30 protein-coding genes are annotated in these 26,393 nt (G+C 58.5%); 13 read left to right on the top strand and 17 right to left on the bottom strand.

Annotation, left to right across the window (positions count from 1 at the left end):
* Positions 1 to 150 precede the first annotated feature (150 nt).
* Positions 151 to 1,023 (top strand): undecaprenyl-diphosphate phosphatase, encoded by an 873-nt coding sequence (locus tag H1Y61_RS14850; protein WP_070149978.1) that lies wholly within the window; start codon positions 151 to 153, stop codon positions 1,021 to 1,023.
* Between the two features lie 25 nt (positions 1,024 to 1,048).
* On the opposite strand, the gene H1Y61_RS14845 is transcribed toward H1Y61_RS14850, so the two are convergent.
* Together H1Y61_RS14845 and H1Y61_RS14840 are read right to left on the bottom strand one after the other, a co-directional pair.
* The gene (locus tag H1Y61_RS14845) at positions 1,049 to 1,834 is read right to left on the bottom strand and encodes an ATP-binding cassette domain-containing protein (RefSeq protein WP_071202787.1); all 786 of its coding nucleotides are present in this window, start codon (positions 1,832 to 1,834) and stop codon (positions 1,049 to 1,051) included.
* A 17-nt stretch (positions 1,835 to 1,851) separates the two neighbouring features.
* Entirely contained in the window at positions 1,852 to 3,165 is a 1,314-nt protein-coding gene (locus H1Y61_RS14840; protein WP_180573040.1) for a sugar ABC transporter permease, read from the bottom strand.
* Between H1Y61_RS14840 and H1Y61_RS14835 the strand changes: the two genes are divergently transcribed.
* A complete protein-coding gene (locus tag H1Y61_RS14835; protein ID WP_174110240.1) occupies positions 3,164 to 3,346 on the top strand; it encodes a hypothetical protein in 183 nt (60 codons plus the stop codon). The genes H1Y61_RS14840 and H1Y61_RS14835 overlap by 2 nt on opposite strands.
* 254 nt (positions 3,347 to 3,600) lie before the next feature.
* Here H1Y61_RS14835 and xylF read toward each other — a convergent pair whose 3' ends face one another.
* Positions 3,601 to 4,641 carry a D-xylose ABC transporter substrate-binding protein gene (xylF, locus tag H1Y61_RS14830; protein WP_174110241.1) on the bottom strand — a complete coding sequence of 347 codons (1,041 nt, stop codon included), beginning with the start codon at positions 4,639 to 4,641 and terminating at the stop codon, positions 3,601 to 3,603.
* Between the two features lie 399 nt (positions 4,642 to 5,040).
* Between xylF and H1Y61_RS14825 the strand changes: the two genes are divergently transcribed.
* Positions 5,041 to 6,243, top strand: a complete 1,203-nt coding sequence (locus tag H1Y61_RS14825; protein WP_180573039.1) for an ROK family transcriptional regulator — start codon at positions 5,041 to 5,043, stop codon at positions 6,241 to 6,243.
* A 38-nt stretch (positions 6,244 to 6,281) separates the two neighbouring features.
* On the opposite strand, the gene H1Y61_RS14820 is transcribed toward H1Y61_RS14825, so the two are convergent.
* Entirely contained in the window at positions 6,282 to 6,566 is a 285-nt protein-coding gene (locus tag H1Y61_RS14820) for a hypothetical protein (protein ID WP_235680901.1), read from the bottom strand.
* Between the two features lie 123 nt (positions 6,567 to 6,689).
* On the bottom strand, positions 6,690 to 6,938 hold the full coding sequence (locus H1Y61_RS14815) for a hypothetical protein (RefSeq protein ID WP_180573038.1): 249 nt from the start codon (positions 6,936 to 6,938) through the stop codon (positions 6,690 to 6,692).
* Between the two features lie 146 nt (positions 6,939 to 7,084).
* Between H1Y61_RS14815 and H1Y61_RS14810 the strand changes: the two genes are divergently transcribed.
* Entirely contained in the window at positions 7,085 to 7,384 is a 300-nt protein-coding gene (locus tag H1Y61_RS14810) for a type II toxin-antitoxin system RelB/DinJ family antitoxin (RefSeq protein WP_180573037.1), read from the top strand.
* Positions 7,371 to 7,682, top strand: coding sequence for a type II toxin-antitoxin system RelE/ParE family toxin (locus tag H1Y61_RS14805; protein WP_180573036.1), 312 nt, complete (start codon positions 7,371 to 7,373; stop codon positions 7,680 to 7,682). The genes H1Y61_RS14810 and H1Y61_RS14805 overlap by 14 nt, the downstream gene beginning before the upstream one ends.
* Before the next feature lie 13 nt (positions 7,683 to 7,695).
* On the opposite strand, the gene H1Y61_RS14800 is transcribed toward H1Y61_RS14805, so the two are convergent.
* The 4 genes from H1Y61_RS14800 to H1Y61_RS14785 all read right to left on the bottom strand — a co-directional run bounded on the left by H1Y61_RS14800 (position 7,696) and on the right by H1Y61_RS14785 (position 11,978).
* Positions 7,696 to 8,451: an ABC transporter ATP-binding protein gene (locus tag H1Y61_RS14800; protein ID WP_180573035.1), complete on the bottom strand. Its 756-nt coding sequence runs from the start codon at positions 8,449 to 8,451 to the stop codon at positions 7,696 to 7,698.
* The gene (locus tag H1Y61_RS14795; RefSeq protein WP_180573034.1) at positions 8,445 to 9,524 is read right to left on the bottom strand and encodes a FecCD family ABC transporter permease; all 1,080 of its coding nucleotides are present in this window, start codon (positions 9,522 to 9,524) and stop codon (positions 8,445 to 8,447) included. The genes H1Y61_RS14800 and H1Y61_RS14795 overlap by 7 nt, the downstream gene beginning before the upstream one ends.
* Positions 9,524 to 10,675, bottom strand: coding sequence for an ABC transporter substrate-binding protein (locus H1Y61_RS14790; protein WP_180573033.1), 1,152 nt, complete (start codon positions 10,673 to 10,675; stop codon positions 9,524 to 9,526). The genes H1Y61_RS14795 and H1Y61_RS14790 overlap by 1 nt, the downstream gene beginning before the upstream one ends.
* Positions 10,676 to 10,838: 163 nt before the next feature.
* On the bottom strand, positions 10,839 to 11,978 hold the full coding sequence (locus H1Y61_RS14785; RefSeq protein WP_180573032.1) for an ABC transporter substrate-binding protein: 1,140 nt from the start codon (positions 11,976 to 11,978) through the stop codon (positions 10,839 to 10,841).
* A 176-nt stretch (positions 11,979 to 12,154) separates the two neighbouring features.
* Here H1Y61_RS14785 and H1Y61_RS14780 point away from each other — a divergent pair, with 176 nt between their 5' ends.
* The 4 genes from H1Y61_RS14780 (at position 12,155) to H1Y61_RS14765 (ending at position 15,187) form a co-directional block, all read left to right on the top strand.
* Entirely contained in the window at positions 12,155 to 12,958 is an 804-nt protein-coding gene (locus H1Y61_RS14780; protein ID WP_180573031.1) for a class I SAM-dependent methyltransferase, read from the top strand.
* Positions 12,959 to 13,427: 469 nt separating this feature from the next.
* Positions 13,428 to 13,916, top strand: coding sequence for a GNAT family N-acetyltransferase (locus H1Y61_RS14775; RefSeq protein WP_041696333.1), 489 nt, complete (start codon positions 13,428 to 13,430; stop codon positions 13,914 to 13,916).
* A gap of 101 nt (positions 13,917 to 14,017) precedes the next feature.
* The gene (locus H1Y61_RS14770) at positions 14,018 to 14,290 is read left to right on the top strand and encodes a hypothetical protein (RefSeq protein ID WP_234903262.1); all 273 of its coding nucleotides are present in this window, start codon (positions 14,018 to 14,020) and stop codon (positions 14,288 to 14,290) included.
* 189 nt (positions 14,291 to 14,479) lie between these two features.
* Positions 14,480 to 15,187, top strand: a complete 708-nt coding sequence (locus H1Y61_RS14765; protein ID WP_235680757.1) for a hypothetical protein — start codon at positions 14,480 to 14,482, stop codon at positions 15,185 to 15,187.
* A gap of 60 nt (positions 15,188 to 15,247) precedes the next feature.
* On the opposite strand, the gene H1Y61_RS14760 is transcribed toward H1Y61_RS14765, so the two are convergent.
* From H1Y61_RS14760 to H1Y61_RS14745, 3 genes are all read right to left on the bottom strand, one after another.
* The gene (locus H1Y61_RS14760; RefSeq protein WP_180573030.1) at positions 15,248 to 16,162 is read right to left on the bottom strand and encodes a cytochrome c; all 915 of its coding nucleotides are present in this window, start codon (positions 16,160 to 16,162) and stop codon (positions 15,248 to 15,250) included.
* A 69-nt stretch (positions 16,163 to 16,231) separates the two neighbouring features.
* On the bottom strand, positions 16,232 to 16,681 hold the full coding sequence (locus tag H1Y61_RS14755) for a c-type cytochrome (RefSeq protein ID WP_174110365.1): 450 nt from the start codon (positions 16,679 to 16,681) through the stop codon (positions 16,232 to 16,234).
* A gap of 185 nt (positions 16,682 to 16,866) precedes the next feature.
* Positions 16,867 to 17,712 (bottom strand): metallophosphoesterase, encoded by an 846-nt coding sequence (locus H1Y61_RS14745; RefSeq protein ID WP_235680756.1) that lies wholly within the window; start codon positions 17,710 to 17,712, stop codon positions 16,867 to 16,869.
* A 129-nt stretch (positions 17,713 to 17,841) separates the two neighbouring features.
* Here H1Y61_RS14745 and H1Y61_RS14740 point away from each other — a divergent pair, with 129 nt between their 5' ends.
* Entirely contained in the window at positions 17,842 to 18,339 is a 498-nt protein-coding gene (locus H1Y61_RS14740; protein ID WP_174110254.1) for a GNAT family N-acetyltransferase, read from the top strand.
* 57 nt (positions 18,340 to 18,396) lie between these two features.
* Here the strand turns inward: H1Y61_RS14740 and H1Y61_RS14735 are convergent, their stop codons facing one another.
* Complete coding sequence (locus H1Y61_RS14735; protein WP_174110366.1) at positions 18,397 to 19,011, bottom strand: FMN-dependent NADH-azoreductase; 615 nt, start codon at positions 19,009 to 19,011, stop codon at positions 18,397 to 18,399.
* Positions 19,012 to 19,153: 142 nt separating this feature from the next.
* Here H1Y61_RS14735 and H1Y61_RS14730 point away from each other — a divergent pair, with 142 nt between their 5' ends.
* Positions 19,154 to 19,522 carry a winged helix-turn-helix transcriptional regulator gene (locus tag H1Y61_RS14730; protein WP_234903264.1) on the top strand — a complete coding sequence of 123 codons (369 nt, stop codon included), beginning with the start codon at positions 19,154 to 19,156 and terminating at the stop codon, positions 19,520 to 19,522.
* A gap of 58 nt (positions 19,523 to 19,580) precedes the next feature.
* On the opposite strand, the gene H1Y61_RS14725 is transcribed toward H1Y61_RS14730, so the two are convergent.
* Both H1Y61_RS14725 and H1Y61_RS14720 read right to left on the bottom strand, forming a co-directional pair.
* Complete coding sequence (locus tag H1Y61_RS14725; protein ID WP_060718972.1) at positions 19,581 to 20,183, bottom strand: superoxide dismutase; 603 nt, start codon at positions 20,181 to 20,183, stop codon at positions 19,581 to 19,583.
* Positions 20,184 to 20,547: 364 nt separating this feature from the next.
* Positions 20,548 to 20,901 (bottom strand): YkgJ family cysteine cluster protein, encoded by a 354-nt coding sequence (locus H1Y61_RS14720; protein ID WP_174110368.1) that lies wholly within the window; start codon positions 20,899 to 20,901, stop codon positions 20,548 to 20,550.
* A 155-nt stretch (positions 20,902 to 21,056) separates the two neighbouring features.
* On the opposite strand from H1Y61_RS14720, the gene H1Y61_RS14715 reads away from it, so the two are divergent.
* Positions 21,057 to 21,980 (top strand): GGDEF domain-containing protein, encoded by a 924-nt coding sequence (locus tag H1Y61_RS14715; protein WP_180573028.1) that lies wholly within the window; start codon positions 21,057 to 21,059, stop codon positions 21,978 to 21,980.
* A gap of 18 nt (positions 21,981 to 21,998) precedes the next feature.
* On the opposite strand, the gene H1Y61_RS14710 is transcribed toward H1Y61_RS14715, so the two are convergent.
* On the bottom strand, positions 21,999 to 22,880 hold the full coding sequence (locus tag H1Y61_RS14710; RefSeq protein ID WP_180573027.1) for a branched-chain amino acid aminotransferase: 882 nt from the start codon (positions 22,878 to 22,880) through the stop codon (positions 21,999 to 22,001).
* A gap of 295 nt (positions 22,881 to 23,175) precedes the next feature.
* On the opposite strand from H1Y61_RS14710, the gene H1Y61_RS14705 reads away from it, so the two are divergent.
* The gene (locus H1Y61_RS14705; RefSeq protein WP_180573026.1) at positions 23,176 to 25,374 is read left to right on the top strand and encodes a multicopper oxidase family protein; all 2,199 of its coding nucleotides are present in this window, start codon (positions 23,176 to 23,178) and stop codon (positions 25,372 to 25,374) included.
* 251 nt (positions 25,375 to 25,625) lie between these two features.
* Here H1Y61_RS14705 and H1Y61_RS14700 read toward each other — a convergent pair.
* Positions 25,626 to 26,389 (bottom strand): IS5-like element IS869 family transposase gene (locus H1Y61_RS14700; protein WP_139192301.1). Its coding sequence is split into 2 segments (ribosomal slippage): positions 25,626 to 26,074 and positions 26,074 to 26,389, totalling 765 coding nucleotides; the frame shifts between segments, so codons are not numbered across the junction.
* Between the last annotated feature and the right edge of the window lie 4 nt (positions 26,390 to 26,393).

The raw sequence follows: 26,393 nt of genomic DNA, 5'->3' as shown, positions 1-26,393 counted from the left end.
GGACGATGAGTGCCGACTCAAATCGCGTGTTTGCTCTACTGTTTTGGGGTTCTGTCACTGTTCAGCAATATACTGTCTTGCTTATGCCATGGTCACGGTTTCAAAACACTTGTCGTTTGAGGCCGGAATGGGCAAGGCAAGGGGTACAAAATGGCGGATGCATGTGTGGTGGGTTCGGCAACGGGTTTTGTCGATCTGAGTTTTATCCAGACGGCGTTTCTGGGCGTGGTGCAGGGGGTGACGGAACTGGTGCCGGTTTCCTCCTCGGCCCATATGCGGGTAGTGCCAGCGCTGCTGGGCTGGCCCGATCCGGGCGCTGCCTTTTCGGCCGCCATGCAGATGGCGGCGCTGGTCGGGGTGATCAGCTATTTCTGGCGGGATATTTACGGACTGGCCAGTGGCTCGATTAGCGCCGTGAAACGCCGCGACTTCGAGAATTTCGATTTCCAGCTGGTGCTGTGGATTCTGATTGCCACGCTGCCAATCATCGTGGCCGGCCTGGCGCTGTCACATACGCTGAACAGCTGCGGTTCGCCGCTGCGCAGCCTCTGGGCTGTTGGCCTTGCCTGTCTGGTCATGGGCGGGCTGCTGGCCGCCACCGAGCTTCTGGCCAAACACCGCCGTGATCTGCCCAGCATTCGCCCGCTGGATATTCTTCTGGTCGGCATCGCCCAGGTCGGCGCGCTGATCCCCGGCGTGTCGCGTTCCGGCGCTACCATGACAGCGGCCTTGGCGCTGGGCTTCAAGCGTGAGGAAGCGGCGCGCTTTTCCTTCCTGCTCGGCTTGCCAGCCATTCTTCTGGCCGGTCTGAAGGAGGTTTGGGAATTGCACAAGCTGGCGTTGGACAGCCACGGCTGGGCGCTGCTGGGTGTCGGCCTGGTGGCCGGCGGCATCTCCTCGCTCATCGCCATCTGGGGTCTGATGCGCTTTCTGGAGCGTTTCTCCACCTGGCCCTTCGTGATCTACCGGATCATTCTGGGCGTGGTCCTGCTGGCGGCCGCCGCCTCCGGCATGGCGTCCTAAACCTGGGCCTCGTAATCCGGGGCCTTCAAACCACCTGCATCGCGCCGGGTCCAGGCACGGCACCCGGCGGCACTTTGCCCATGATGATCATGCCCAATACCTCGTCCTTGGTGACATCCTGCGTGCGGGCATGGCCGACCACTTTGCCGTTTTTCATCACGAACACCCGGTCGGCGAGATCGAAGACATCGTGAATGTCGTGGCTGATCAGGAAAATGCCGATGCCTTCCTTTTTCAGTTGCAGGATCAACTCGCCCACCTGGGCGGTTTCCTGGGGGCCAAGCGCTGCGGTCGGCTCATCCATGATCAGGATGCGGGCATCGAACAGGATGGCGCGGGCAATGGCCACCGATTGACGCTGGCCGCCTGACAGCGCCTTGACCGGCTCCTTGAAGCGCTGGAAATTCGGATTAAGGCGCCCCATCACCTCACGCGCCTTGGCCTCCATCGCCACATCATCCAGCGTCCCCCAGGGGGTGCGCAGCTCGCGTCCCAGATAGAGATTGGCGGCGGCATCGACATTGTCGGCAACGGCCAGCGTCTGGTAGATGGTCTCGATGCCGTGGCGCTTGGCATCACGCGGATTGTTGATGTCGGCTGGCTGGCCATTGATCAGGATTTCGCCGGTATCGCGTTTATAAGCGCCCGACAGGATTTTGATCAGCGTCGATTTGCCCGCGCCGTTATGGCCGAGCAGGGCGACGACCTCGCCGGCATGAAGATCCACCGAGGCATCATCAACGGCATGAATACCGCCGAAGGAGATGGAGATATTCTTCATTTCCACAAGAGGCGTGTTTTGTTGTGTCATAACGTTTCTCCTGCTTTTTATCGGGTGCGGGCGCGGTAAACCGTATCCAGCCAGACCGCGACGACCAGCACCATACCGATGACGATGCTTTGCAGCGGCGTATCCATGCCCAGCAGCACCATGCCCGAATTCAGCGATTGCATGACGATGGCGCCCAGTACCGCGCCGGCAATGGTGCCGGCCCCACCGGCCAGCGATGTGCCGCCAATCACCGCTGCGGCAATGGTGTAAAGCTCGTCCAGCGTGCCTTGCGCATTGGTGGCGGCATTGAGACGGGCGGTGGAAATCGCCGCGGCAATGGCGCAGAGCGCGCCCATCAGTGCAAAGATCCGCACCGTCACCCAGCGGGTCTTGATGCCCGCCAGCACGGCAGCTTCCGGATTGCCACCAATGGCAAACACATAGCGGCCAAACCGTGTACGGTTGGTGATGAAGTTCATGACCATGGCAATGCCAAGCGCGATCAGCACCGGAATGGCAATACCCAGCGAAATGTCCAGCCCGCTGTCCGGCCAGGCGATATTGTTGGCCTCGGCATATTTGCGGGCCAGATTGACTGGCATGTAATAGCTGTTGAGCACGCTGACAGAGCCAAGCACCGCACCGCAGCCGATCAGTCCCATGAAATATTCAGCCCAGATCGGCTTTAGCGGAAAGCCGAACCGCTTGCGCTGACGGCGGGAATGCAGGATCGACAACACGATGAACACGCAGGCGATGATCCCGACCACCCAGCTGGCAGTGGCCCCAATCGAGCCATCCGCACCGCCGCCCATCAGGCGAAAACGGGTATCCATCGGCGCGACGGTCGCACCGCTCGTCACCATCCAGGCGCAGCCGCGCCAGACCAGCAGACCGCCCAGCGTGACAATGAAGGACGGCACGTTGAGAAAGGCGATGATCACGCCCTGAAACGCCCCGATGGCCGCGCCAATGACAATGCCGAGCGTCAGCGCCAACACCCACATCAGCGGATGGTCATAGCCCAGCATCACTGGCAGGAACTTGGTCTGCGTCACCGCCATCATCATGCCGACAAAGCCCAGGATCGATCCGACGGACAGATCGATATTGCGGGTAACGATGACCAGCACCATTCCCGTGGCCATCACCGAGACCGAGGCGGCCTGGACCGAGAGGTTCCATAGGTTGCGCGGGGTCAGAAACAGACCATCCGACAGAATATGGAAGCCGAACCAGATGAGCAGCAGCGCGACCACCATGCCCATCAACCGGGTGTCGATTTCGGTGGCGTTCAGAAACCGCCGCCAGAGATTGCCCTTGGCCGGGCGGGCGCTATTGGCAGCAGTGCCGATTGTGTGATCCACCATGGACCTGTTGCTCCTCTATGAACTTACGGCAGGCGGTATCGCCGCACACATTGGGCGCGGCGGCATGGGATGGGTGAAGGACTTCCAGACGCATCTCGCTTTGAAAGCCATCTCTCGCCTGCGGATAGGCGTATTGCTCGGCTTCGCCGCCCCCTCATCCGCCCCTCTATTTACGAAATGAGGGCGCCACCTTCTCCCCGCTGGGGAGAAGAGATTTGCAGCGCCGTCTGCGCTTTCTCTGTTGCTGTACGGAACGAATAGAGCCTTTTTTCAACATCAGAATAAGGCCGAGGGCTATGGCCTTGGTCTCTTCTCCCCAGCGGGGAGAAGGTCCCGGCAGGGGGATGAGGGGGGCGAAGCCAATAAACGATATGCGCCGCTTAGCGTTCCAGGCCGCAGCGCAATCTCTCACGCCACGGCCCATATCGTCAGAACTTACTTGCACACCTCAACCGCGCCAGCTTTCACACCCTGGCACAGCGTCTTCTTGTCGATCCATTTGGCATCGAGAACAACGTTGAGATTGTCCTTGGTGATGGCCTGCGGCATCAGGAATTGCGATTCCATTTCCACGCCCTTGGTACCACCCTTGAACTTGGCGGTGCCGGGGATTTCGCTCATCTTCTTGCCACCGGCGAGTGCCACCGCCACGTCACCGGCTTTCTTGCCCAGCATGCGGCTGTCTTTCCACACCGACACAGTCTGGGTGCCAAGCGCGACGCGGTTCAGCGCGGCCTTGTCGCCATCCTGACCGGACACTGGCACGGAACCGGCCAGACCCTGTGCTTCCAGCGCGGCGACAACGCCGCCCGCCATGCCGTCATTGGAAGAGACGACCGCATCGACCTTGTTGTTGTTGGCGGTCAAAAACTGCTCCATGTTTTTCTGGGCAATTTCCGGCTTCCAGCCATCGGTATAGGCTTCGCCGACATTCTTGATCTTGCCGCTGGCCATGGCATCTTTCAGCACTTCCATCTGGCCGGAAAACACGAAATCGGCGTTCGGGTCGGTCGAGCCACCCTTGATGAACACGTAATTGCCTGTGGGCTTGACCTTCATCACTTCCTTGGCCTGCAAGCGGCCGACTTCCTTGTTGTCGAAGGTGATGTAATAGGTGTTGGGGTTCTCAATCAGGCGGTCGTAGCCGATGACAGGAATGCCTTCCGCCGCAGCCTTTTCGATGGCCGGGCCAATGGCGCTCGAATCCTGCGCCAGCACGATCAGTGCGTTGGCGCCTTGCGCAATCAGGCTTTCGATATCGGTCAGCTGCTTGGCGGCGGATGTCTGGGCGTCGGCGGAAATATACTTTGCACCATGCGCCTTCAGCGCTTCCTTGATGGCGGCCTCATCGGTCTTCCAGCGCTCTTCCTGGAAGTTGGACCAGGACACGCCAACCACCAGATCCTTGGCATGAACAGGACCATAGGCAGACGTCATGACGGCAGCCACTGCCATCAGTTTCAAAACGGATTTCATTGTAAACCTCCCCAGGTGAAGGCAGCGCGGGCAGACCTCCTCGTCCGCCGCCACGCTGCCAGAAAACTGCCTCTGTTCCCCAATCATCAGGCTCTTTCAAGCCAGGCGATTGTTTTTCTCGACAGTCGAGAAAATAACTGGCAGAAGAAATTCACCCTGTCAATACGCCTGTTGTGAGCATAAACGGGTGCATGGGGCGGGACCTGCAACACCTGTGAGTTTGCCCAGGGGGAAAGGAACAGCGCTTTTCCCAAAATGACAAATGGGTCATAGAAAAATCAGACCCTGCTGGTTCAGGATGACCCAGAAGGATGTGAGCGTTGCAGTGAAACAGATGCTTTGGGAGGGGCATGTGGTTCAGGCAGAGAGAACAGAAAACAGGAACAGGTCGGCGCATCGATGCTGATGAAATCCAGCACCGAACAGATCCGCCGCCAGAATTCGGCCCTGGTTCTCGCCGCCTTGCGGGTGGAGCAGGCCATGTCCCATACCCAGATCGCCGCCGTGACCGGTCTTGCCTCGGCAACCGTGACCGCCATTACCAGTGAGCTGGAACAGGCCGGTGTGATCGAGCGGCATGAGCAGCAGATTGCTGGCGCACGGGGCAGACCGCGTGTCGCCCTGTCGCGCCGCCGGGATTTTGCCTATGTGATGTCGGTCAGGATTTCCTCCGACCGGCTGAATTACACCCTGTCGGATTTTCGCGGCAAGCTGATGGACCGTTTCGAGGAACCGCGCCCGCTTGATGTGTCTGCGGCTGGCTTTATCGAAGGGCTAGGCCGCAACCTTGCCCGTCTGGCCAGCCGGTCGAAACTGGGGCCGGAAAAGGTCGCCGTTCTCTCCGTCAGTTCCAAAGGCATTGTCGATGCGGGCGGCGCAAGACTGTTGTGGACACCGGTATTCGGCCAGCAACCGCTCGACCTCAAGGCGGGCCTTGGTGATTTCGAAAAGGCCATGGCTCTGCTCAGCAACGAGACCCTGCTGGTGGCTCACGGTCTCAGCCGCCGCATGGATGCCCAGGATGGCACGTTTCGCGGTCTGATCGCGCTGTCGCTTGGCCACAGCATTGGTCTCGGCATTGCAAAGCCGATGCCGGATGGCACGGTGGCGGTCAGCGCCCCGAATTTCGGCCATATGCTCAATACCGCCGACAGCAAATTGTGCCGTTGCGGCGCACGCGGCTGTATCGAGGCCTCCGCCGGCTTCTACGGCATTCTGCGCATGGCGTTTGAAGTGCGGCCCGATACCATCCCGGCCAAGTTTGTGCCGATTACCGAGATGGACAAAATCGCGCTCTCGGCGCGTCAGGGCAATCGCATGGCCCAATATGCCTTCCGCCAGGCGGGGCTGGCGCTTGGCCAGGGCCTGTCACGGGTCTTCAGCCTCCACGAAACGCTACCCGTCATCATCACCGGCCCCGGCACCCGCTATTATGACCTGCTGGCGCAGGGCATAGAGGAGGGTCTTGCCCAATCCCTGCAAGTCCGCCTCGACGGCGCACCGTCAATCAGCCTTATTGGTGACGAGGCCGATCTGGTGCAGGAGGGGCATGTGGATCATGCGCTGCGGGCGATTGATGAGCGGTTGTTTGGGGGTGGGTGAGGGGCGTGCGCGGAGGGGATGCTGCCGATCCGCCGAATTCAATCGGTTTTCAGGGTCTTCATCCGCTGTGCTCTGACGATTGCCGAGAGTTTCTTGCTGATCTCCAAAAAGAAACCTTCGGGGACCATACCATAATCGCAGCGGGTCGGATCGTGAGGCAACGTCGCCAACCGATCCGAGGGCCACGTGAACTGATTGACTTCGCAGAGGCGCACGTAATTCGCGTCCTGATCCAATCCGATAGCCTTACAAATGTCTTCAGGGATCAGAAGAGATTCTGCTTCTTCCCCGACTTCCGGATAGGAATCGGTGATCGGAACCACGGCTACCAAGCCAGACGCCTTGGATGTCAGCACGATAGCGCAAGGCCGATCTTTTCTGAAACGGTCCTTATGCCAGGTTATAACCAAAGCGGATCACGAGACCGGGAACAGGCTCCGGCAGTTTCACTTGGAGATTACGCCATATTCGGCGCTCTCGATGTCGCCCAAGAGATCATCATCGATTTCGCTCGCATGCAGAACTCGGACTTCCTGACTTTTCAACCTGTTGAAGCGCTCCAACTCCTTCGGGCTGATGTAAGCGCCGACCACGCGGTCATGCGAGGTAACCTCGATCACGCCGGCTTCGTACACATCCTCCCGGATCTTGCCGAACTGCCGCGAAAATGCACTGGCTGGAACTTGATACGCCATCATTGATCTCCTAGAATATCTGCGTAAAATACGTAATTTTCGCAAATTCGTCAACGGATACGACTTGGCTCTCGCAACTCAACAGAGGCTTGACCGTCTCTCTATTGAGAGACATGATATGCACGACGCATATGAGGAAGATCACCATGGCTGCTCGAACATCGATGCTGCATGTCCGTATAGACGAGAAACTCAAAGCCGAGTCTGCGGAGACACTGGCGCGCTTCGGTCTATCTGTTTCGGATGCCGTCCGTATCCTCCTGACCCGCGTCGTCGATGAAGGAGGTCTTCCTGCGGGACTGACCCAGGACCCGCAGGCCCACGATGCCTGGTTTGCGGCCAAGGTGCATGAGGCTCTGGCCGATCAGCGACCCGGTGCGTCGCATCGACAGGTTATGGACGAAGCACAGGCTCTGATCGATCGGAAGCGTCGTGCCGGAAAGTGAAAGTCTTGACCTCGAATGGACGCCATTTGCTCGAGCGGACCTGCTGGCCATCATCGATTACATTTCCGACCACAATCCAGACGCGGCTCAGCAGCTAAAAGACGACATAGAGGCCAAGGCCGCAAAACTGCCATCCTACCCAAAGCTATACCGGGTAGGACGGGTTTCCGGCACGCGGGAGATGGTCGTCTGGGGAAACTATATCGTCGTTTACACTGAAGATGCCTTGGCAGTACGCATCCTACGTGTGCTGCATGCAGCGCAGCAGTGGCCGCCGGAACAGGAGCGAGAGGCGTGAGGATCGAGATCCCTCACACCAAAGCCCCATCGACAATCACCTGCAAGCGCCCCTGGCTGCATGCCTCGATGCGGGCATCGACGCGGTAGACGTCGCGAAGCAGGGTGGGGGTGATGACGTCTTCGGTTGCGCCTGAGGCGATCAGCTTGCCGCCGCCGATGACGAGGGTGCGGCTGCAATAGCGAAGCGCATGGTTGAGGTCGTGCAGCGCGATCAGCACGGCAATGCCTTCGCGGGTGGCGATCTTGCGCATGAAGTCCAGCACTTCGATCTGCCGGAACAGGTCGAGCGCCGAGGTCGGCTCGTCCATCAGCAGCACTTCGGGTTTGCGCACCAGTGCCTGGGCAATTGCCACCAATTGCCGCTGGCCGCCCGACAGCGCGCCGAGGTCGCGGAAGGCGAGATCGGAGATGCGCAGAGCGGCCAGAATCCGGTCGATATCGTTGAGTTCACCATCGGCCACCCGCCAGCCGCCGCCTTGCTTGGCGGCCAGCAGCACGCTTTCGTAAACCGTCAGCACCGCATTGGCGCCGGTATCCTGTGGCATGTAACAGATCGGGCGGTAGCCCTCACGCACATCTTCCACGGCAACCACGCCGGGGCCGGAGATCAGCCCGGCAATGCGCTTGAACAGGGTGGATTTGCCCGCCGCATTCGGGCCAATCAGCGCGGTCATTTCACCGCCGGTCAGCCAATCGGTGCTGATGTCTTCAAACACCTGGGCGCGGCCATAGCGGGCTCCGACGCGGTCGAGCTTTAGGCTTACCATGCGCGCCTCCTGTTGGTGAAAATCAGCGAGAAGAAGAAGGGAACGCCGACCAGTGCGGTGATCACCCCGATGGGGAGAATAGCGCCGGGGATCAGCATTTTCGACACGACCGAGGTGACGGACAGCAGCAAGGCCCCGCAGATGACCGAGCCGGGCAGGAAGAACCGCTGGTCTTCACCGACCAGCATCCGGGCGATATGTGGCCCGACCAGACCGACAAAGCCGATGGTGCCGACAAAGGACACTGGAATGGCAGCCAGCAGGCTGACCAGCATCATGGTTTCCAGCCGGAGCGCCCGGACATTGACGCCAAGGCTCGCCGCCTTGTCGTCGCCCAGCCGCAGCGCTGTCAGCGCCCAGGCGCGGCGCGCAAACAGCGGCACCGAGATAACCAGCACGGCCAGCGTCACGCCAACCTTCATCCAGGTCGCCTTGGTCAGGCTGCCCATGGTCCAGAACACCACGGCGGCCAGCGCCTGTTCCGAGGCGAGATATTCGAGCAGCGACAACAGCGCGTTGAAGGTGAAGACCAGCGCAATGCCGAGCAGCACGATGGTTTCCACCGTCACGCCGCGCATAGTGGAAACGCCGTAGATGAATAGCGAGGCGAGCATGGCCATCAGGAAGGCATTGATCGGCACCATGAATTCGATGGCCGCCGGAAACACGGCAATGCCGCCCACCAATGCCAGCGCCGCCCCAAAACCGGCGGCCGCCGAAATGCCGAGGGTAAACGGGCTTGCCAGCGGATTGGCCAGAATGGTCTGCATCTGCGCACCCGCCAGCGACAGACAGGCCCCGACGGTGACCGCCATCAGCGCGATCGGCATGCGGATATCCCAGATCACCACCCGGATCTGGTTTGAGACGCTATCGGGGGTGAAAATGGCAGACAGCACTTGGGACAGCGTGTAGCGGGCCGGTCCGAGCGCCATATCAACGGCAACGCTTGTGGCCAGAGCCGCCAGCAGGCACAGGAGAATGGTGACGCGCCGGGCGGTCAGCGCGCGATATTGGCTGCGCCCCTTTCCTTCACCCTGCACCTCAGCGGTGCTCTCAATGGCAACAGTCATCAGTTTGATCCTTTTTCGTCGTCCGACGGGTTCATTGAGACGAAATAGCCCGGCTTATAGGCGACTGGCAGGAATTTCTGGTGAAATTCCCGGAAGGTCCGGTCAGGGTCAAGATCGACAAACAGCTCCGGGTGGAACCATTTGGCAAATTGCTGGATAGGAACAAATTCATAGGGTACGCCGTAGAACTGGTGCCACGCGGCATGGACCTGGCGATTGCGCACGGCGGCAAGCCCGTCGAAGCCGGTGCGCTCGATCAGGGTTTGCAGCTTGGCGCGGGCCTTTTCGGGATCGGCACCGCGCCCGACATGCACGAAACGGTTAGTCTTGGATTCCGCCAGCCAGTTGGAGCCGGTAACGATGATCTGGGCCGGATCGGAGGCGATCAGCTGTTCGATGCTGATTTCGCCAAAGGTGGTGGAGATGATGTCGGAGGCGATATTATGCCCACCGGCGATATCGATCATCTGGCCGAAATTGGCCGGACCGAAGGTGCGGCAGCAGCCGCCTTCGGCATCATTGCCCGGCGCGCGTTCCATGAACACGTTGGGACGCTTCAGGTCCTTCACAGCGGCCAGCCGGTCGGTGACAACTGCAATCTGCTGGCGGCGATAGGCGATCAGCTCTTTCGCCTTATCTTCTGCGCCAAAAATCTGGCCGAGGATTTCAATGGATTTCTCGGTATTCTTGTCAGGATCGAGGCGGAAATCGACATAGACGACCTGAATGCCCGCCGCTGCCGCTTTTTCCTCCAGCCCGCTTTCACGCGCCGCCTGTAACACTTCCAGATTAAGCGTCATCACATCGGGATGCAGGGCAATCGCTGCTTCCAGGCTGAAACCGCCCTGCGGCAGATAGCCGAATTGCGGCAGCTTGGCGATCTCAGGGAAGCGCTCGACATAAGCCGCAAAGCTGTCGGGGTCCTTTTTCACCATGTCATCGCGCCAGCCGACAATGGTGTCGAAGGTCTTGTCCCCGGCCAGCGCCGCGATGGTGTGGATCTGCCGGGCCTCACCGACCAGAACCCGCTTTGCAGGCAGGTCGAGTGTCACCGTGCGGCCAGCGACATCGGTAATCTCGGCGGCTAGCGCAGGTGCGGCCATAAACGGCAAAAGGGCGACGAGCGCCCGCATGATCATTCTGAAAGTCATCAACAAACCTCTTTATATAAATTCCGGCGGCAAGTGCCAGCCGCCGGAAGCCTTTGAAAGTATTAGAGTCTGTCAGGTTCAGATTGAACCAGACAGTCTCTAAACTTCTTTGTTTTCGTTTGTCTTTTCGGGAAAACCGGGTTCCACTTTTCCCTGACAAACTCTAGAGACCCGTGTTCAGCGAGACGAAATAGCCGGAACGATAAGGCACCGGCAGGAAGCGCTCATGCAATTCCTTGAAAGTCGCTTCCGGGTCCAGATCTCCAAACAGCTCTGGATGCAGCCATTTGGCGATCTGCTGCACGGCGACGAACTGATAGGGATTGTTGTAGAACTGGTGCCAGATGGCGTGGACATTGCCATCCTTCACCGCCTTGATATCGGTAAAGGCAGGGCGTTTCATCAGGTCAGCTAGCTTCTTTTGGGCCAGTGCTTTGTCGGCGCCGGGGCCAACGCCAACCCATTTGCCGCCGGGGACATACAGTTCCCAATTGGCACCTGTGACGATCACCTGATCGGGGTTGGAGGCAATGATCTGCTCTGGATTGACGGTGCCGAACGTGCCGGGAATGATGGTTCCGGCCATGTTGACGCCACCGGCGAGCTGCACCATCTTCCCGAAATTCTCGTTGCCGAACGACATGCAGCAATCGTCGCTATAGCCACCGGCGCGTTCCATGAACACAACAGGCTTTTTCAGGTCTTTGGCGTTTGCGAGTGTCTCGGTGACGCGCTTGATCTGCGCATCGTGGAACGCAACGAACTCTTCAGCGCGCTTTTCCTTGCCGTAGAGCTTGCCGATCAGCCGCATTGACGGGTCGGTATTTTCCATGGCCTTTTCGCGGAAATCGACATAAACGAGGGGAATGCCGACCTTGGCAAGCTTTTCGATATAGCCGCTTTCCTCGGTCGCCGATTTGGCGTCGATATTCATAATGATCACGTCAGGCTTCAGCGTCACGGCCTGTTCGATATCGAATGTGCCATCCTTCATGCCGCCAAAGGTCGGGATTTTTGCCATGTCCGGGAATTTTTCCAGATAGGCATTGTACCCGTCCAGATCGGCCTTCTGGAAATCGTCGCGCCAGCCAACGATGCGCTTGAACGGTGTTTCAGTATCGAGAGCGGCGGTGAAATAGATCTGGCGGCCTTCACCGAGGATCACCCGCTCTACCGGCACGCTGACCTCGACCTCACGACCGGTAATATCCTTGATCTTCACCAGATCGCCAGCGTTTGCCACGCTTGAAAAAAGTGCGAGCGAAAGTGCGGCGGCGCAAGCCACCCCATGAACGTTGAACACGGTTGCCTCCAAATATAATGTGTTTTGCGCAAGTCCGATTGCAGGAGGGCGTCCCCACCAAAATCCTGGTTTCGTGACCTACACAGTGTTTCGCCGTGGATTTATGATTTTATGAGTTTGACAGTCAAGAAATATCTTTTAGAAGAATTCCAGAGATATTGAGGGGTTTCGCGGGCATGACGCAGACGGTAATGCAACAGAATTACAACCTGAAAGACGAGATCAAGGCCTATTGGTCGGCCCGCGCCGAAACCTTCGACAGCCAGCCGGGCCACGAGATCTTTTCCGAAAACGAGCGCGCCGCCTGGCATGCTCTGATCCGTAAACATCTGGGCGCTGGCGAGGGTCGCAAGGTGCTGGATCTGGCGTCAGGCACCGGCGTCGTCTCGCATCTGCTGGATGATCTCGGGTTTTCAGTGACCGGCATGGATTGGGCTGAACCGATGCTGGAACGCGCCCGCGCCAAGGCCAAATCCCGTGGCCGCAATATCCGCTTCCTGATCGGCGATGCCGAAAACACCATGGAGGCGGAAGCAAGCTACGACGCGATCACCAACCGCCATCTGGTCTGGACGCTGGTCGATCCGCTCGCAGCCTTTAGGGAATGGCACCGCGTGCTGAAACCCGGCGGCAGGCTGCTGATCGTTGATGGCGATTTCGTCAATCCCAGCCCGCTTGCCAAATTCACCGGCCTGCTGGCCAAGCTGGCGTCACGTCTCGGCGTGGGCAAAACCGTCGCCCATCACGGCCCGGCATCGTCGCTGGTAGAAACCCACCGGAGCATTCTCTCGCGGGTGTATTTTTCTGATGGCGCCAGGGCGGATGCCGTTGTGGCCCTGTTGAAGGAGGCTGGTTTTTCCTCCGTGACGGTTGATACAGACTTGCGCGCCATCAACCGGGCGCAACGCGCCAATTTCGGATTTTTGAAGGGGCTAGAGCGGGCAACCCAGCATCGCTATGCGATTTGCGCGGTGCGGTGAGGCTGTGATCGGTGTTGCCCAGGCAGCAGCCGGTGAGAAATCGGTAAAACGGTGCTTTGGTGCATCACAAATGAAGATGTCCAACAGATCTTAATGAGACTTTTGTTCACGGTCCACCGGCTCAGTGAACAAATCGATGTAGATATAAAACGTTATTTAAGATTGTAAAAATAAATAAAGCAATTTAAAGGTGCGCATGTGGAAGGCCAGAAGAATGGCACGAGATGGCGTTGTTGGCCCGTGGCCATTGCAGCTGCGGAACGAAGACGAGGTCGAAGGTTGACATTTGCCTTAAGCAAGCGCTTTAATGGTGGCATGATCGACACGCGCACAACCATTTCCTGCACGTATTTTTGGGCCTACCGGTAGCCGGCGGCCTGACAGATCACCATGTCAACAGGCCGCCGTCAGGCGGCCTTGTTGTTTAAACGAGCTTCCCTGACGGCGGTATTTCAAGAGGGAAGCAGCCATGACTGAAGATAGCGATATTACCCTGCCAAGACCTGCAATGGTCAGCATTCGCAATGCCCAGCCCGGCGACCTGCCGGAGTTGAACGAGATGATCGCGGCCTTGGCCGCCCATCACGGCGATGCCTCGGATATGACCCCGCAAACGCTGAAACGCGACCTGTTCGGCCCCATGCCGTGGATCACAGCACTTGTGGCCGATGGCGGTGAACAGCTGATCGGCTACGCCATCCTGATGCCGCTTTACAGGGCCAATGAAGGCAAGCGTGGCATGGAAATGCTGCATCTCTATGTGCGTGATGGCCAGCGGGGCAATGGCATCGGCCATCACCTGATTGCCCGAGCCCGTGACGTGGCGCGCCAGTCCGGCTGCGATTACCTTTCGGTGTCCGCCGCCACCGGCAATTTCGCCGCCCATCGCTTCTACGAGCAGATGGAGTTCTCCGCCCGTCCGGTGACCGGCATGCGTTATATTCAGGCGCTGGCCTGACAGCCGTTACCCGACATTCATAGGCCGAAAACGGCATGCCTGGGGCAAGCCCGGCCTTCTATATTAGACCTTCTTGAAGAAGGTGAAAGTGACGATATCGCATGACTTCGGCAATGCTTAAGAAAACCGACCAAACGAGGGCTGAGACACTCGCCATGGAAAACCGGCGGATAGAAAGCGCCATCCGCAGCCTGCTGGATCGGCATTCCGACCCGGCCCTGCATCGCTGGGTGCGCGAAACCGTGCGGACATTTGAGGCGCGGCTTGCCGGTATCGTCGATCCGCCTGAGCGCGATCAGGCTCGCCATGCTGCGCTGGTGCTGATCAGGACAACGTTGCAGGAATGGTCGAGAAACCCGGTTTCGCAGCATTGACAGAGGCGATGTCGGGCGCGTCCTGATATGCTTGCAGCGTCGCGCGCCAATCTTCCTTCCCGCAAAAACCACCAATCCCCTCTTTTCCTCCTCACCCGTTATGCGCTAAGACAAGGGTGAGATCGGTTATTACGAACCGGTCTTGGGGCTTAGAAAACCTCTCAAACAGCGGCCAGTGTCGGTCGTTAAATGACACCCCTCAGCCATAGGTTTGTGGCTGAGGCGGTGGGTCATGTCTATATGATCCCACTCTCCACCATCTCTATGGTCGGGGAGGTCTCGGCGTATGTCCAGAGCTTCGGCTTAAAGGTCGAGGCGGTCGTCTGTTTGCGACTTTTCTACTCCCCGATCACCAGAGACCATTCTCTGGTGATCGCTCGTTTTCCGGCGTGGGAGGAATGGACGATGGCGGATTATAATGTCTGGGCTGATCTTTTCGATACGTGGCAATCGACATCCGATTGGGTGAAAGCCCTTGTTATCGTCGTGCCACCGGTTTTCGCGGCGACCGTGCTGGCGCTTTTGCTGCGCTACAGGCAGAAGACTGCGGAAATTCCAGTCCATTCCGGGATCGATTATCTTTCGGCAGCATCACGCTTGCAGCCAGAACCGGAGGATATGCCCGAACCCGGCGACACGATAGACCTTATGCTGCTCGACGCTGCCACCAATCTTCAGCACCGGCTGGAAGACGCCCGCCGGTTGCTCAATCCGCAAGAGAGTTCCGTGGCCACCTGGGCAGACCTTAGCAGAAGCGATATCCGGCAACAGATCACCCAGATCATTCTGGAGGACTATCACCGTGGGTCCGATCCGCAGGTTGCGCTTCGGCGGGCACGGCAATTCCTAGTCGATCAGCGAATCGCACACGGTACTAATCCTGACGCGACAGAATAGCCCAGCTGGACAAAAGAGGTCACGGTAGTCCTGGAAAACGGCTTCCCACTTCTTGTCTTCTCACTTCGCTGGAATGGCCTTGAGATAGGCGGCAATCGCTGCGCGGTCTTCGGCGGGCAGTTCGGCGAGGTTTTTCTGGACTTCGACCATCGAGCCGCCGACACTGTCGAAATCGGGGGTGAAGCCGGTTTCCAGATAGCTGGCGATTTCGTCCTGCGACCACTTGCCGATGCTGTCGGAGCCAGGGGTGATGTCGGGGATGCGGCCTTCGCCTTCCGGGTTCGGTCCACCCGCCAGCCATTGATCCGCCTTCAGCCCGCCGATCAGGTTGCGAGGGGTGTGACATTCGCCGCAATGGCCGGGGCCTTCGACCAGATATTGACCGCGCTGGATCTTCGCATCCGCAGAGGCCAGGGTGACGCGGGGTTTATCGTTTAGAAACAGCAGTTTCCAGCCGGTCAGCGCAAGACGCTGATTGAAGGGAAAGCCCAGCTCATGCGGGGGCGCGACATTGCTGCTGACGGGCAGAGTTTTCAGATAGCCATAGAGATCGGCCACATCCTGCGGCTTCATCCGCGCATAGGATGTATAGGGAAAGGCCGGATAAAGGTTTTCGCCGGAAGGGCCGATGCCACGGGTGACGGCATCGCCAAATTCGGCCAGCGTCCATTCGCCGATCCCGGCCTTCGGGTCCGGCGAAATATTGGGAACGTGAAAGGTGCCGAACTGGGTTTTCAGCGCCACGCCGCCAGTCAGCAGCAGGCGCGCATCGCCGGTTGCACCGGGTGCCGCATGGCAGCTGGAACAGCCGCCGGCAAAAAACATCCGTTTTCCATTGGTAAGGTCGGGTGCCGTGGTTGCGGCCCAGACGGTGGCGGGCTGGCGGTGCGGTGCCACGGCAAATACGTAGGCGCCGACCAGTGCAACGCCCACGACGAGCGCCGCCGCGATACCGAATTTTGCCGTTCCAGCCATGCTCACCCCCATTTTCTTTATAAATCAAACCCACCCGGCTGCCCGGGCGGGTCTCTTCATGGGATGGAATTATTTCTTCAGCCTGAACGTCTGGTGACAATCGCCGCAGGCGCCGCCAATGCTCTTCAGCGCCGCTCCGACGCCAGCCTGATCAGCGGGCAGCGTGGCGAGCTGGGTGGCGGCGGCGGTTTCCAGCGCCTTGGCCTTGGTTTTGAAGGTGGTCGGGTCTTCCCAGATCTTCGGGCTGGCTTCCGTGTTGAAGCCGGTCTCGGACCCCTTGGGGAACTGTTCCGGGAAAGCCTTGGCAACCTCTTCCATCGTGGTCAAAGAAGCTTTGACAACGGCAGCGTCATAAGGCTTTTCGCCCTTGGCGATAGCGGCCAGCTGCCCCATAGCGCCGCCGACTTTCTTCATCATTCCGGCGCGCACCACCTGCGGCTCATCGGCGGCGCTGACCGCGCTGCTGAGGCCGGCGCCAAGACAGAGGCCAATGGCGGCCATGGTTGCAAGCTTCCTCATGCCAAGCCCTGATATCATCGTCATTCTCCTGTTGATGGCCGAACCTACGGCGTTTTTCACACGTGATATTCTCTTCAATTTCGGTCACCGCATTTTGATGGTAAATCAAATTGCAAATAAAGTCACAAGAGAGTGATGTTTGCGATGGTTAAATATCTGATATAACAATCATATCAGTGACATTTTCAAGCGCCGTGCCGCCCGAGCGGCAAGAGCATGTCTTCCTCGCGGCCAAAGCCTTGCAGGGCAAGCGCGTCTGTCTCCAGGGTCAGAATTGAAAAGGCGGTGTCCTTTTCGCCATCCACCATGCCTTTCAGAGTGATGAAATGGGTATTGCCGATCATGCCATAGCCGCCACGGTGGTCATGCCCGTTGATATAGGCGATGGCGGCGGGTGCTGCGGCAATCACGTCGGCCACCTGTTGTGCATTCCAAAGGGCGTGGTCGGTGAAGGGATGGAGGGGGTAATGGCCAAAGACGATGGCCTTTTCCCCTGCGGCATGCGCCAGCATCAGGCGGCTTTCCAGCCAGTCGATCTGCGGCTGGCTGATGGCGGCGTTCCATTCCTGGGCATTGGCCGCGCCCTTTGCCTTCAGCGCGAGGAGCTGGCGCACCGCCACTTCCCTGGCAGGATCGTCGCGCGCCACCGAGAAGGTGGAGATTTCACAGCCATCGGTGAAAATCAGCCTGATACCGTTGATGACCCGGTCAAAGTAAGGGGCAGACATGCCCAGCGCATCGCGCACCATCGGTTTTTGAGCGTCGGAGACCGCGAAATCGTGATTACCGGGCAGGGTGATTAGCGGATGGCGCAGGCCTTCCAGCACTTTCAAAGCCGGGGCGAAATTGCGGAAATCCCGGTCGATCAGGTCGCCCAGCAGCAGCACGGCATCCAGCGTCTGTTCGTTGAACATGTCGATGGCCGCCTGCATCTTGGCGAGGCTCAGGGCATAATAGCGGTTGGCGGTCAGATTGGGCGGCAGATCGGCATATTGCGGATCTGCGATAAGCCCGAGGCGGAGTTGGGGCATGATTTGCGCGTCACGGTCGGTTGCATCCGCCGTGGACATAGGCCCCAGCTATAACAGCAGCATGACGGCGGCGGGCTTGCGCTGTGGATGACGGGAGAATACATCGGCGCCATTCATCGGAGCGCCCTTATGTCATCGATCACACTCTCCCGCATCTGCCGCGCTGACGGCCCCGATCTGGTGGCGGCCAATCTGGCCAGCCGCGATTACCATGCGCCCTGGACCTCACCTTTTACCAATGCCGATGGTTTCGAGGCCTATCTCAGCCAGACGGTCAGCAGTGCGATGATTGGGCTGATTGCCCGAGAGTCAGACAGTCACGCTGTGGTCGGGGTCTTTACCCTGAGTCAGATCGTGTTAGGCAATTTCAGAAGCTGCTATCTCGGCTATTACGGCATGGCCGCCTTTGGCGGGCGCGGATTGATGACGGAGGCGCTGAACGCGGTTATTGCCCATGCTTTCACAGAGGTGGGGTTAAACCGGATCGAGGCCAATATCCAGCCGGAAAACCTGCGCTCGATTGCGCTTGTTGCGCGGTGCGGCTTTGAGAAGGAAGGTTTTTCCAGGCGCTATCTGAACATTGGCGGGCAATGGCGCGATCATGAGCGCTGGGCCAGGGTGTTATAAAGCAAATACGCAGCGGTGATGCCGCTGCGCCTTTCATTTGACCTTATTTCACGCTGATCAAGCAGCCTTCAGGGTCGCGATCGAATCCTTGGCGCCCTTGACGGCGGCGGCCTTGGCTTCTTCGCCCATGTTGACGCCTTCGGCGACAACGAATTCCAGATCGGTGATGCCGAGGAAGGTGAAGACGCCCTTCAGATAGGTTTCAGCATGTTCAAGCGGAGCCGCAGGGCCCTGGCTGTAGATGCCACCGCGCGAGATGGCAACGATCACCCGCTTGCCGCCGCACAGGCCTTCAGGACCGGCAGCGCCGTATTTGAAGGTCTTGCCAGCAACGCTGATACGGTCGATCCAGGCCTTCAGCTGGCTTGGAATGCCGAAATTGTAGAAGCCAACGCCAATGACCACCACGTCGGAGGTGAGGAACTGTTCCAGCACTTCGCCGCCCAGCGCCAGATCGGCCTTGGTGGCGTCGTCATTGCTGGCATCGTAATTGCCCATGGCAGCCGCCAGCGTCAGGCCGGACAGATGCGGAAGCGGATTGGCGGCCAGATCGCGGTAGGTGACGTCGAGGCCAGCGGTCTTTTCGCTGAGGGTCTTCACAATCGACGCCGACAGGTCGCGGCTGACAGAATAGGGGCCAAGCACGCTGGAATCGAGATGCAGAAGTTTCATGGTCATCGACCTTTCCTTGTGGTATAAAATCAATACCGACACACTTATGGTAACTGCCAATCGGGCGCAAGGAGGCACAGACTTGGAACTCGGGCACATCGATGTAACCACATCAGAACCGACAGCCGCGCCGGAGGTATCCATGGCGGCCGTCAACCAGCGCAGCAGCTGCGAGGCGGTCAACAGCGTGCTGACACGCATCGGCGACAAATGGAGCGTGCTGATCGTCATGATGCTGGCCCACGGCCCGCAACGTTTCAACGAGTTGAAGCGGCGGATCGGCAGTATTTCTCAGCGCATGCTGACATTGACCCTGCGCGGACTGGAGCGCGATGGGCTGGTGAAGCGCACCGTGTTTCCCACCATTCCGCCTCGGGTGGATTACGAATTGACCGATCTCGGCCAATCGCTGCGCCAGCCGATCGAGGCGCTTGGCCACTGGGCGTTCGACAATTATGCTTGTATTGCCAAGGCCCGCGACAGTTTTGATAAGGCGGCAAAGAAGCGATAACGAAAAAGCCCGGCGATTGGCTGCCGGGCTTCCTTTTAATGAAAAAGTCTCTGGAAACTTACTTCGTTGCGGCTTCGTAAAGCTCGGCCACGTAATCCCAGTTGATCAGGCTATCCACGAAGGCTTCCAGATATTTCGGGCGAGCGTTGCGGTAGTCGATATAGTAGGAATGTTCCCAGACATCGACGCCGAGGATGGGCGATGCGCCATGGATCAGCGGGTTTTCGCCATTCGGGGTCTTGGAAATTTCCAGCTTGCCGTCCTTGACAGAGAGCCAAGCCCAGCCGGAGCCGAACTGGGTGGTGCCAGCGGCGATGAAGTCAGCCTTGAACTTGTCGTAGCCGCCGAGATCGGAGGCAATCGCTGCTTCCAGCTTGCCGGGCAGCTTGGTGCCGCCGCCGTCTTTCTTCATCCAGTTCCAGAAATGCACGTGGTTGTAATGCTGGCCGGCATTGTTGAACAGGCCGGCATTCTTGCCATAGGACTGCTTGACGACTTCCTCCAGCGAAAGCCCTTCAAGGCCCGAATCCTTCAGCAGGTTATTGCCGTTGGTGACATAGGCCTGATGATGCTTGTCGTGGTGGAATTCCAGCGTTTCGGCCGACATGAAGGGGCCGAGTGCATCGTAAGCGTAGGGAAGTGCGGGAAGTTCGAAAGCCATGATAAAATCTCCTCTTGGCATCGAGTATGGAAATCGTGAGCGAGCGGACCATAGGATTGCAGGCCACAAGAGGCAACCTGCGAAATGGTAAATTCGCTCCCCCTACAGCGCCGTGCGCCCGACAGGGCGCACAAAGGTTCGCTGTAGCTCTTTATATCTCCTGCATAATTCCTTCAATCGAGTTCGAGTGAAGGAATTGTGCAGGAGGGAAGTTTCCTTCCTCGGTTAATCCCTTGGATGGTATAATGTTCCAGACCTGTCCGGAGCTTCCCCGAGAGCCTCGATTCTTGCCCTTTACCGACGGTAATGGCACCGGCTTTAACCGCTACCGCAACACAATAAAGCAAACAGGCGAAACCTGTCATCAGTCATAGACGTCCGGCTCCGGCAGGTCATCGACGGGCAAGCCGAGGGCTTTGCGGGCAATCCTGCATTCGGGATCGCCGGGCATGCAATCACGACAGACCTGCGGGCGAACCTCGTAAACCCCACAGCCGACATGCTTGCCAAGATCGCCGGTCAGCGCCGCGCACCGGCCTTTGCCAGCCGCATCGACCTCAAATTTCATGCCGCTCAGATCCGCGGCCACGAATTTCTCGGGAATTTTTGCCAGTTGTTCATCGCTTTCCAGCGAAAAACGTGGCCAATCCGCCTGATAGGCGCAACAGGCACCGCAGGTCTGGCAATCGAAAATTTCGGGAGGCGAGGTTTCCAGCATGGTTTGTCTTAGCGCAAAAGCATCCAGAGCGGAATTGTTTCTAGCCAAAAAGCGGAAGGAAGCCATGAGGGAGTTTGCTGGAATTCATACACGCTAAAACAACCAAAGGTTAGGGAATGGAGGTTACCATGCGCGCCTGTTCTTGAGGGTTATCAATGGAAGAAAATGCCATCACGCCGTGGGTCGATATCGGAGACTATGAGGCGATGACGCTTGCCATGGAGAATATGGGGGTGGCCGTCGCCCTGATGCGTTTGGACGGGAGCCTGTTGTTTGCCAACAAGCCGTTTCGGACATTACACGATTATGCCGCGCATCTGGCCCCGACCGGTGGCTTCCGCGATCTTGTCCAGTCCGGGGCGCTTGCTCATTGGAATACCGATCCGGTCCGGTATTTTCAAACCCTGGTCGCGCGTCTTGTCGACAATGGCGGTCTGTGCCGGGATCAGCTCGAAATCGGCGACCGGATCATTGCGGTGGAAGACCGGATGATCGAAGACCGGATGATCCTTTCGGTGCAGCAGGATATTACCGAGCAGATTGTCGGGGCGCGTCGGCTGGCCTATCTTGCCAGTCACGATATTCTCACTGGCCTTGCCAACCGCGCCAGCGTCGAAGCCCAGCTCGATCGGTTGACGGCCATCAAGGGCGAGGGCAGGGGCCGGTTTGCGGTGCTGATTGGTGATCTTGATCTTTTCAAGGTCATTAATGACACCCATGGCCACGCCGCTGGCGACGCAGTGTTGCAGGAAATGGCCTGCCGCTTCCGCGCCGTCCTTGGCCGCAACGATTTCGCCGCCCGGCTCGGCGGCGACGAATTTCTGTTTCTTTGCAATGATGACGATGCGCCTGACGCCAACGCCGAAAGGCTTGCGCAGCAGCTGATCGCTTGCGCCGACCAGCCAGTGGTCTTCGAAGGCAAGTGCTTATCCCTCGGCATCAGCCTTGGTTACTGCCTGTTTCCAGATCATGGAACGCAGACGGCGCAATTGACGCGCGCCGCCGATATTGCCCTTTACCGCGCCAAGAGCCAGGGCCGAGGTTGCCTGGTTCGCTTCGACCAAGGGGAAAACGGATGAAGCAATTCTATCCGTGGCTCACATATCGCTGCCGGACCGTGCCCAATCCATATACAGATCCAGTGCCTTACGGGTCACGGGACCTTCCTGATAATCTCGGCCGTCGAGCCTCGAAACCGGGGCGATCTTTGAATAATTGCCGCTGGTGAACACCTCGTCGGCACCGAGGAAATCGGCGACGCTGAGTGTGACTTCCTGCACATCGAAGCCCGCCTGGCGCAGCAGGGCGATGACGCGCGACCGGGTGATGCCCGCCAGGAAAGTGCGGTTGGGGATCGGGGTGAACACCACGCCGTCCTTGACCATGAAGATATTGGAAGAGGCGGTTTCCGCCACATTGCCATTCATGTCCAGCGCCAGCGCATTATCAAAACCACGGGCGCGGGCTTCCAGAATCATCCGGCCAGAATTGGGATAGAGGCTGCCGGCCTTGGCATCGGTCATCGCGCATTCCGGCGAGGGGCGGCGGAAGGGAGACACCGTCAGCGTGTGCGGCGTGGCGGTGTGCATGGGCGCTTCGAACAGGCAGAGCGCAAAGCGGGTGGAGGCGGCATCGGGTGCCACGACCGAGCCGGGCGCGCCATGTTCGGCCCAATACATCGGCTTGATATAAATCGCGGTCTTGCCGTCGAACCTGGTCACGCCTTCACGTGCCAGCCGCTCGATTTCCTCGGCACTCATGGTCGGCTGCATATGCATGGCCAAAGCCGAACGGTTGATCCGCTGGCAATGCAGGTCGAGGTCAGGCGCGATCCCGTCGAACCAGCGGGCGCCGTCAAACACCGTCGAGCCCAGCCACATGGCATGCGATGTCGGCCCGATCAGCGGCGGATTGCCCGACAGCCATTCGCCATCGACATAGGTCCAGGTGGGGGTGCGCGGGGTGGTATCGACGGTCATTCTCAGTCTCCAGATCGGGTATCGCGGCAAAAGAACCGCTGCACTGCGCAACGTCAAGGAGAAAATGCAAAGGGCATGCAGCACTTGCCCCCAAAAATGGCCGGTCGGTCAACCGGGCCTCGGACAGACGGCGCGTCTTGCGAAATGTCTCCATAAATACAATGGGATGACGATCAGTCGTTGCAGAGTTCATCGATGGCTTTGGTGTTTTGTCATCAAAGTTGTGTTTGCTTTTTTTGCTACTTAAAGAAAGTGTAGCTTTTCGCGATTCCCTTGTTTTTCTTAAGGAGATTTCATGCAAAGTGCTCGATGGCGTTGCCTTTTGGCCGCCGCCTTCATTAGCCCGATAGGCCCAGCCCTGGCGCAGGATGCCGCGCAGGGTGCAAGCCCCCCTGCCACAGAAGAAGCATTCGGCAATCCGCCGGTGCTGGGGCAATCGACTGTTGCGCCGAAGGGTACGCTTTACCGGGTGCCACCATCCACGGTGCCGCTGCCCCATGCCGGGCGCGAACAGGTGCTCGACCTCAAGGTCGTCTATACGGAAGGCACGATCCGCAAACCGGGTGGGCCGCCGGATAACCCTTTCGATCGCGTGCGCTTGCGCAGTTACCAAGGCACCAATGTCGATCCCGACCATCCCTTTGTCGCTCCCACCATCGAGGCCATGCCGGGCGACACCATTCGGGTAAGGCTGGACAACCAGCTGCCGGCCGACCCGTCCTGCACATCCAGCGATACATCGGTGGATGTGCCCCATTGCTTCAACGGCACCAATCTTCACAGCCACGGCCTGTGGGTCAGCCCGACCGGCAATAGCGACAATGTGCTGCTGTCGATCAATCCGGGGATGAAGTTTGAATATGAATACAATATTCCAGCCGATCATCCGGCGGGCACATTCTGGTATCACCCGCATCGCCATGGCTCCACCGCCTTGCAGGTCGGCAGCGGCATGGCGGGCGCGCTGATCATTCGCGGCGACCGCCCACCGACAGACAAGACCAATGGCGACCTCGACACCTTGGTCAAACCGTTTCCTGAACGGCTGCTGGTGTTCGAGCAGATCCCCTATGCCTGCCTGAAGGATGGCAAGCTGAAACAGACATTTGTCCCGGATTCCAAAGACCCGACGAAGGGAAAATATGTCATCGACTGGAGCTGCAAGAAGGACGAAGTGGGCGAGGTGATTTCCTATGACCAGTTCACGCCTTCGAGCTGGGATGATTCCGGTCGCTTCACGACGGTCAATGGCCGGGTGCGGCCGGTGTTCGCCAATGCCGAAACGGGCAAGACCGAGCGCTGGCGCCTGGTGCATGCGGGCGTGCGCAACACGATCCAGGTTGAGTTCCGCAAGATGAACACCACGGATTTCTTCAAGCGGGAGCGCAGCACCGATGCGGATGGGGAAGACCGGTTCGCCAAAGACCTGTGCACCGGACAGCCGGTGCCGTATGTCGTGGCAGCTTCCGACGGGCTGACCATGCAGCAAGGTCAGGTGCGCAAGGATGTTACCCTGCAACCCGGCTATCGCAACGATCTGCTGGTAAATTTCCCGGAAGACGGTCTTTACTGCATCGTCAATCCGCCAACCGACGCCGCCGATTCGGTCACACGCACCCAGCAGGCTCGGTCCGTTCTCGGTTTCGTGCGGGTCAAAGGGGGGAAGGGCGCGCCAGCAGCGGGTGATCCGATTGCTGACATTAAAAAACAGCTGATCGCCAATGCCAATGCCTTCTACACGCCTGACGTCGCCAAGACGGTGGTCGCTGATCTGAACGATGAGCTGAAACTGACGAAATTCATTCCCCATCCGACAGTCACCGACGAAGAAGTCGCCGGCCAGCCAAAGCAGGATCTGGTGTTCTTCATCAATCTTGGCGCGGGTGGCAACGGGCCTAACGGCTTCCAGGTTGGCAATCAATTCAATGTCGTACAAAACGATGTCGGCGTCTATGTGCCAGACGGTGCCAAGGCTTACGATCCTAATGTGGTTGATCGCAAGCTGGTGTTGGGGACGGCGCAGGAATGGGAGTTACGCTCCTATTTCGTCAGTCATCCCTTTCATATCCACGTCAATCCCTTCCAGATCGTCCGCATTCTCGATCCTGCTGGCAACGATGTCAGCGGGCCGGTCACTGACGGAAAGGAGAATTCGGATTCGCAATATGCCGGACTGAGAGGTGTGTGGAAGGATACGCTCTGGATCAAAAGCAATGTCGAGAACCCGCTGACAGCGGTTGATGCCGCCTGGCTGAACGGCGATCTCAGCAGCAAGTCGATCCCCGATGCTCCCGAGGCCGCCAAGCCGCAAGGCGTCTACCGCATCTTCATCCGCACCCGTTATGAACGCTATATCGGCGAATTCGTCCTGCATTGCCACATCCTCGACCATGAGGACCAGGGCATGATGCAAAATGTCTCCATCGGCTTGCCGGATGGTGCGGGCGGATTGGCAAACGCCCATCATCACGGAAGTTCACCAGAGAGTAAGTAGATCTTTGCTCTGGTAACCGGAATGGATGAGACAAACAGCTTCCGCCGTCCTTCTGGATGGCGGAATTCCGTTAACTGTCTTGGCCGCCGGGGATGAATGGTGGTCGTTGGGAAGATTGGCCGTGTGGGGGATGGGCCTGATATCCGAGGCTCTGCTTTGAAGCAGGCCAATCTTCAATTCAAGCCTTCAAGTTTTTTCAGCCAGGTAGAGAAATGCGGGCATTTTTGACGCATCCTGTCTAGGCCGTAGACTCATAACGATCTGATCCAAATTCTTGCTGCTGCCAATTTGACAGCGGCGAGAAAGTTCAATGGGTCTTTGTCGTAACGGGTTGCGATGCCTCTGAACTGTTTGAGTTTGCTGAAGAAACGCTCAACGAGATTGCGCTGTCGGTAAACCCATTGGCTGAAAGGGAAGCTTCCCTTCCGATTGCTCTTGGCAGGAATATTGGCCCATGCCTGCCTTTGCTTTGCAAATGCTCTGATCGCGTTGGTATCGTAGGCCTTGTCCGCCAGCAGGATCGCACCCTTGGAGATTGTCTGTAACAATGGTTCTGCCATGCGACCATCATGGGCTTGACCGGCTGTGAGTGCGAGACGGATCGGTCGGCCATCGGCATCGACAACGGCGTGGATTTTGGTGGTCAAGCCGCCACGGGAACGTCCCATGCAGCCATCGTGTTGATCCCCCTTTTTCCCGTGGCCGCATGTTGATGAACACGGACACAGGAGCTGTCGATCATAACGATATCGCCGTCGAAAGCCTTGGAAATCTCGCCCAGAACATGATCCCAGACACCCGCCTTTCGCCATCGCACGAACCGGTTGTAGCAGGTTGTATATGGGCCATATCGATCAGGAACGTCTGCCCAGGGTGAACCTGTCCGAAACCGCCACAAGATGCCGTTGATCACCCGCCGGTCGTCAACCCGTGGCACCCCACGCGGCTTGTTGGGTAACAAGGGCTGGATGACAGTCCATTCGAAATCGGTGAGATCAAACCGGCGACGGGTCATGAGA

The sequence above is a fragment of the Agrobacterium vitis genome (assembly GCF_013426735.1).
GTDB lineage: Bacteria > Pseudomonadota > Alphaproteobacteria > Rhizobiales > Rhizobiaceae > Allorhizobium > Allorhizobium vitis_D.
Note: the sequence above shows the minus strand (reverse complement) of the source record. Positions and strands in the feature narration are given on the sequence as shown.